Below are 288 nucleotides of genomic sequence, written 5' to 3'. Positions count from 1 at the left end.
GAAAATCAACAATTTAATGAACATCATTTACATTTCTTCTCATCTAGTCATCATCGACGCATAGCCGGTTTTTTACCATATGTAACAAAACGCCATAAATATTCAACCGGTCCGTATTTATACAGACTCATCCACAATAAGGAAAGCAGCATTTGCAGGCAAAACAGGGCTAAAAGGAAAACAAATCCAGTCGTATATGAGACTGTTCCATATAAACCAAGGCCATATGAATAAAAAATGGCCGTACATACGATCGATTGGAATAAGTAATTACTTATCGACATCCTT

General features: G+C 35.8%; 1 protein-coding gene. It reads right to left on the bottom strand.

Going from position 1 to position 288, the window contains the following annotated elements; all coding sequences use genetic code 11:
• Window positions 1-50 precede the first annotated feature (50 nt).
• On the bottom strand, window positions 51-288 hold a 238-nt coding region (locus SB773_RS31120), incomplete at its 5' end, for a DUF418 domain-containing protein (protein WP_410594124.1).

It is taken from the genome of Bacillus sp. SIMBA_074, assembly GCF_046534555.1.
In the GTDB taxonomy this organism is placed as follows: Bacteria; Bacillota; Bacilli; order Bacillales; family Bacillaceae_G; genus Bacillus_A; species Bacillus_A mycoides.
The sequence above is the reverse complement of the archived record's forward strand: the minus strand, read 5'-3'. Positions and strand labels throughout refer to the sequence as shown.